This window comes from Pseudomonas sp. B6002 (assembly GCF_013385985.1).
GTDB lineage: Bacteria > Pseudomonadota > Gammaproteobacteria > Pseudomonadales > Pseudomonadaceae > Aquipseudomonas.
Genome location: NZ_JACAOY010000015.1, coordinates 67,601 through 67,895 on the forward strand (window position 1 = coordinate 67,601; position 295 = coordinate 67,895).

General features: G+C 59.7%; 1 pseudogene. It reads left to right on the forward strand.

The annotated features are described in order from the left end of the window. Positions 1-66: 66 nt before the first annotated feature. Positions 67-295: pseudogene (locus HX792_RS30225) on the forward strand (hypothetical protein); the annotation flags it as partial.

Below are 295 nucleotides of genomic sequence, written 5' to 3' on the forward strand. Positions count from 1 at the left end.
CTGACAGCCGGCTTGAGTGGTGCAGAGCAAAGGCAACGGCAAACGCAAACCACTGTAGGAGCCGGCTTGCCGGCGATGGTCCTCAACGACGACGCAAAAAAACCAGGCAGAACGCGGAGCCCTCATTGTGGGAACTGGCTTGCCTGCGATGGCATCAACACGGTGTACCTGATTCACCGAGGTGTCTGCATCGCCGGCAAGCCGGCTCCTACAGGGGAATGCGATCAACAAACGCTACCGGTCGGCTACCAGGCCGCCGCGTTTGCTTTTGACTTTGATCTGAGGCGCCCCGTCA